4 protein-coding genes are annotated in these 5872 nt (G+C 72.4%); all 4 read left to right on the top strand.

Annotated elements, in window-relative coordinates; translation table 11 throughout:
* Window positions 1-1574: circularly permuted type 2 ATP-grasp protein (locus G6017_RS13030; RefSeq protein ID WP_182617723.1), on the top strand; the 1574-nt coding region annotated here is incomplete at its 5' end.
* A complete protein-coding gene (locus G6017_RS13025; protein WP_182617722.1) occupies window positions 1567-3444 on the top strand; it encodes a prolyl oligopeptidase family serine peptidase in 1878 nt (625 codons plus the stop codon). The genes G6017_RS13030 and G6017_RS13025, both read left to right, overlap by 8 nt.
* Window positions 3422-4612 (top strand): amidohydrolase, encoded by a 1191-nt coding sequence (locus tag G6017_RS13020; RefSeq protein WP_182617720.1) that lies wholly within the window; start codon window positions 3422-3424, stop codon window positions 4610-4612. The genes G6017_RS13025 and G6017_RS13020 overlap by 23 nt, the downstream gene beginning before the upstream one ends.
* 69 nt (window positions 4613-4681) lie before the next feature.
* The gene (locus G6017_RS13015) at window positions 4682-5686 is read left to right on the top strand and encodes an iron-containing redox enzyme family protein (protein ID WP_182617718.1); all 1005 of its coding nucleotides are present in this window, start codon (window positions 4682-4684) and stop codon (window positions 5684-5686) included.
* The last annotated feature ends 186 nt before the right edge of the window (window positions 5687-5872 follow it).

Here is a 5872-nt window from a genome sequence, read left to right as displayed (position 1 = left end):
CGGCCCGCCAACGCGCCGCCCACCGCCGTCGCGGGAGGCGTGGCGACGTGGTGGCCGTCCTGCTGGCGGAGACCGTCGACCGGATCCGGCCCCGCGACGTGGCGGACGACCGCGGCATGCGGTCGATGCTCGCCTCCTACTCGCCGCTGGGTGAGGCCGTCACCGAGGAGGTGCACGACGAGGCGATCACCGAGGACGGCGTGCCGCGGCCCGAGTACGTGGACGTGCTCAAGGCCGTCTCGGACCTGGGCCCCGAGACCCTGTGTGAGCGCAAGGACACGGTCGACGACAGCCTCCGCGACCTCGGGGTGACGCTCAAGGTCTACGGCAGGGACGAGCCGCAGGTGTTCCCGCTGGACGCGGTCCCGCGGATCATCCCGGCCGACCAGTGGGCGCGGATCTCGGCGGGGATCGAGCAGCGCGCCCGCGCGATGGAGTTGTTCCTCCGGGACATCTACGGCCCCGGCGAGATCACCCGCGCCGGTGTCGTCCCCGCCGAGGCCCTCGAGCGGGCACCGGGTTTCCGTCCCACCGGCCGGTCGGTCCCGGCGGGGGCGTTGCACGCCCCGGTGTGCGGGGTCGACCTCGTGTCCACCGCCCCGGGCGAGTGGGTGGTCCTCGAGGACAACCTGCGGATGGCCGGCGGACTGGCCATGGCGGTCGCGCTGCGCGACCGGATCAGCGAGGGCTTCCCCGAGTTCGGCGCACGGTCCGAGATCCACGATCCCCGGGTCGGCCTGGACATGCTGACGCAGACGCTGCGCGCGGCCGCGCCGGACGGCGTCGACGATCCGGCGATCGCGGTGGTGATCGCGGAGGACGAGCTCGGATCCTTCGACCTGGGCCAGGTCGCGGCCGCGATCGGCGGCCCGCTCGTCACCCCCGACCACCTGGTGGTCGAGGACAGTCGACTGTGGCGCGTCGACGGCGACGAGCGCACCCCCGTCGATGTGCTCTACGTCCGTATGGACGAGGAGATGCTGCTCTCCTCCGAGGGGGCCGACGGAACCGTTCTGCGGCGCGGTCTGCTCGGCGCGATGGCGGAGGGCGGGGTGGCCGTGGTCAACGCCCCCGGCAACGGCGCGGCGGACGACAAGGCGATCTACGCGCGCGTGCCGGAGATCATCAACTTCTTCCTGGGCGAGAAGCCCCTCATCGGCCAGGTGGACACCTATCTCTGCTCCGACCCCGAGCAGCGGAAGCAGGTCCTCGACCGGCTGGGGGAGCTCGTGGTCAAGCCGATCGACGGGTACGGGGGCTCCGGGATCACCGTCGGCCCCGAGTGCACTCCCCGCGAGCTCGACGAGCGCCGCGACGAACTGCGGCGGCACGGCGAGCGATTCGTCGCGCAGGAGGTCCAGGCCCTGTCCACCCTGCCGACGTTCGACGGGCAGGAACTCCAGCGCCGGCACGTCGACATGCGGGCGTTCGTCATGCTCCGACCCGGGGACTCGGGTGAGATCCTCGCCTCCGCCCCGCCCGTCGCACTGACACGGGTGGCCCCGGCGGGCACGATGGTCGTCAACGCCTCGAGCGGGGGCGGGGGAAAGGACACCTGGATCCACCGTGCATGACACGACCGAGATCACCGAGGAGGCCGAGTCCCTGGACGTCGCCGGCCCACCCGACGACGCCGCCGGGGGGCCGGACGCGATCCGTCACACCACCTCTCCGTGCCTGTCCCCGGACGGGTCGATGCTGGCGTGCGTGGTCACCGAGCGCACCGGATACCCGCGGGCGGTGCAGCGGCCACTGGGCCTGGGGGGCCTCGACGGGGCAGGGCCGGAGCGCGACGTCGTGCTGCCCGTCAACGGCCCGGTCCGTCGAGTCGCCTACTCTCCCAACGGCAAGTGGCTGGCCTGTGAGGTGGCACCCGACGGCGGTGAGCGCGAGCGGATCTGGCTGGTCACGACCGACCCCGCGGACAGGGATGTCTACCCGATCGACACCCACCACGACGCCACCGAGCAGATCGTCTGCTGGGACGGCGACCTGCTGGCCCTGACCGCCTTCGACTCCGAGGGACTGGCCGAGGGCAGGCTGGTGGACCCGGAGACGGGCGAGAGCACGGTGGTCGACAGCCGGATGGGGGGCGCGCTCGTCCACGCCCGCGACGGCGCGGCCCTGTTCCGGGTCGGAGCCCGCGGCCACCGCGAACTGCTCCGGATCGTCCCGGACGGCCGGTGGTGGCCGCTGTTGCCCGTCGACACCGGGTCCACCACGGACGCCGGCGTGATCCTCGACGCCGGGGGCGAGGACCGGCCCATGAGGATGATCGTCCGCAGCGACCACTCCGCGGAGCGCATGGGCCTGATCGCGGTGGTCGCGGACGAGGAGAGCACGGAGTCCTGGCCGGTGGCCTACCGGGAGGACGCGGACCTGGACCGGGTGGAGGTGAGCCTGGACCGTTCGACGGCGGTGCTGCTGTGGAACGTCCGCGGGGGCTTGTCGGAGATCGAGGTGCTCGACCTGAGCGGGGACCGGCCGCGGGTGATCGTCAGACCGCCGCTCCCCGAGGTCGTGGCGTCCTCGCCCACCCTCACCGCCGACGGCCGTCTGCTGGCGCTCACCGTGCAGAGCCTCGACCAGCCGCCGCGCATCGTCATGTACGACGTGGAGCGACGGAGGTGGACGGGAGAGCCGCCGAGGCAACCGGATCCGGCGCCGGTGCTGGTCCACTTCACGGCCCGCGACGGGCTGGAGTTGTCCGGCTGGCTGTACCGCGCAGACCCGGCCGACGAACCGACGCCCACGGTCGTGTACCTCCACGGCGGGCCCGAGGGACAGTCCCGGCCGGGGTACAACGACCTCGCCCGCCGGTACCTCGACATCGGCGTGACCTACTTCGCGCCCAACGTGCGTGGGTCCACGGGGTCCGGACGCTTCTTCAGCCACGCCGACGACCGCTACGGCCGCTTCGCGGGGATCGACGACGTCGAGGACGCGCTGTTGCACCTGGTCGAGGCGGGCATCGCCGACCCCGACCGGGCGGTGGTCTCGGGCCGCTCCTATGGCGGGTATCTGGTGAACGCGACCCTGGTCCGGCACCCCGGGCGGTGGCGAGGGGGCATCGCGGCGTGCGGGATGAGCGATCTCCAGAGTTTCTACCGCACCACCGAGCCGTGGATCGCCGCCGCCGCCTATCCCAAGTACGGGAACCCGCTGCAGGAGCGGGAACTACTCAGGGAGGCGTCGCCGCTACATCTGTATCACCATGTCGACGTCCCCGTGCTCTTCGTCCACGGGGCACACGACACCAATGTGCCGCTCAGCGAGACGGAGCAGGCCGTGGAGGCGTTGCGTCGCCGCGGCGTACCGGTGGACGTGCTGCTCTTCGAGGACGAGGGTCACGAGTTCGTGAAATTGGCCAACAGGCAGCTGCTCGGGGACCGGGTGGTCGACTTCTGTCAGGAGGTGTTCGGTGTTCGGACGCAAGAAGAGTGAACCCGGCGACGCGGACGGGTTCGAGGGACGACTGATCGGGTGGCGGCGCCACATCCACGCCCACCCCGAGTTGTCCTACGAGGAGACCGAGACCACCGACTACATCGAGGGTGAGCTGCGGTCCATGGGGCTGACGCCCACGCGGTTCCGGATCGGCACCGGCCTGTGGTGCGACGTCCCGGCCGCCGACGGCGCCACCGCGACGGACGTCGTGGCCCTGCGCGCGGACATCGACGCACTGGCCATGGGCGAGGACTCCGGCGAGTCCTTCGCCTCGGAGGTCGACGGGGTCGCCCACACGTGCGGTCACGACGGCCACACCGCGATGCTCCTGGGCGCGGCCGAGATGCTGGTCGCCGACCCGCCGCCGCGCCCCGTGCGCCTGATCTTCCAGCCGGCGGAGGAGACCATGCCGGGTGGCGCCAAGGACTGCGTCGAGGAGGGCGTGGTGGAGGGCGTGGACCGCATCCTCGCGCTGCACTGCGACCCGCACCGTCGTGTCGGCGAGGTGGGCGTGACCGGCGGCGCCATCACCTCGTCCAACGCCAAGATCGGCATCACGGTCCACTCGGACGGCGGGCACACCGCCCGGCCCCACGAGACCCAGGACACGGTCTTCGCCCTGGCGCAGATCGTCACGGGGGTGACCGCCGTGGTGGACCGGACGATCGATCCGCGCTCGGGCACGGTCCTGACCTGGGCCTCGGTCAAGGCCGGAGGCACCGCACCCAACGTCATCCCCGACTCGGGGCAGCTGTGGGGCACGCTGCGCAGCGCCGACCGCGACGTGTGGGCCACGGCGGAGCCCGTCGTCCGCGAGGCCGTCGAGACGATCGCCGCGACCTACGGGGTCCGCGCCGAGGTCGACTACGTCCAGGGCGTGCCGCCGGTGGTCAACGACGAGACCTGCGCCGACCTGGCCGCGTCGGCCGTCGAGCAGGTGCTCGGTGCCGACGGGGTGGGCACCGCCGTCCAGTCCAGCGGAGGCGAGGACTTCGCCTGGTACACCGAGGAGATCCCCGGCGTCTACCTGCGGCTGGGGGTGTGGGACGGCGAGTCCGAGGAGACCGACCTGCACCATCCCGGGTTCGTCCTGGATGAGGCCGCACTGCCCCACGGCGCCCGGATCTTCGACGCCTTCGCGAGGGCGGACCGACCCGCGGGATGAGCGGCCGACGGGGTGAGCGGCCCTCCGAGCCGGTGGAGGACCACCGCGATCGCGGGTAGACAGAGGGGCATGACAGCCGCCCCGACCGAGATCGCCCCGACCTTCTCCGCCCCGACCCTGCCCGCGGCGAGCGGGCCGCTCTCGCAGGCCGTGGTCACGGCGCTGTCGACGGGCCGGACAGACGGGCTCCCGGGCATGCCGGAGGACACCGATCCGCTGGGCCGCGATCTGCAGCTCGCGTTGTACACGCTCTACGAGCTCCACTACCGGGGCTTCGCCGGGGTCGACGCCGACCTGGAATGGGACCCCGAGCTCCTGCGGCTGCGGCGCGCCCTGGAGTCCCTGTTCCTCGATCACCTCCGGGGAGCCGTCGAGCCCGGCGAGGACCCGGTGGCGGAGATGGACGCGCTGTCCGTGGAGGCGACCTCCGGTACCGGCCCGTCCTGGTACTTCAAGGACGAGGGCACCTGGGACCAGCTGCGCGAATACTTCGCCCACCGGTCGCTGTACCACCTCAAGGAGGGCGACCCCCACGCGTTCGCCATCCCCCGACTGCAGGGGCAGGCCAAGGCCTCGTTCGTCGCCGTGGAGTTCGACGAGTTCGGCGGCGGGCGCGGCGAGCGCGTGCACCAGCAACTGTGGGCCGACCTCATGACGGCCGCCGAGCTGGACCCCACCTACCTGGGATACCTGGACCGGGTGTCGGCGGCGACGCTGTCGACCGTCAACCTGATGTCGCTGTTCGGGCTGCACCGGTCGCTGCGCGGGGCCGCGATCGGCCACTTCGCAGCCATCGAGATCACCTCGTCCCCCGGATCGGCGCGGCTCGTGGCGGGCCTGCGGCGGATGGGGGCCCCGGAGGAGTGCGTGCACTTCTACGCCGAGCACGTGGAGGCCGACGCGGTGCACGAGCAGGTGATGCGCCACGACGTCGTGGGGGACCTGGTGAACCGGGAGCCGCACCTGGCGGCCGACGTGGTGTTCGGGATGCGCACGCTGGACTACCTCGATGAGCTGGCGGCGGACGAGATGCTCGCGGCCTGGGGCCGCGGGGACTCCTCGCTGCTGCCCTGACGCGCGGGCGTGTCCCGCTCACGCCGACACACCGCGGCATCCGCTCGCGCGCCTGCACACCCGGCGGGACATCTGCTCGTGCGCCTGAGCGCCTGACGCGCAGCCGCCCGCGGCGATGCACTCCGGCGCGCGCAGTGGGGCACGCAGGCGTTCATCGAGGGGAGCGGCTGCGGAGAAGAGTGGGGA

The organism is Dietzia sp. B44, assembly GCF_014145245.1.
Classification (GTDB): Bacteria; Actinomycetota; Actinomycetes; order Mycobacteriales; family Mycobacteriaceae; genus Dietzia; species Dietzia natronolimnaea.
This window is presented reverse-complemented; position numbering and strand designations above follow the sequence as displayed.

Coding starts and splice junctions, on each gene's coding strand:
- G6017_RS13015 (WP_182617718.1), top strand. CDS start 4,682: ATGACAGCCGCCCCGACCGAGATCGCCCCGACCTTCTCCGCCCCGACC.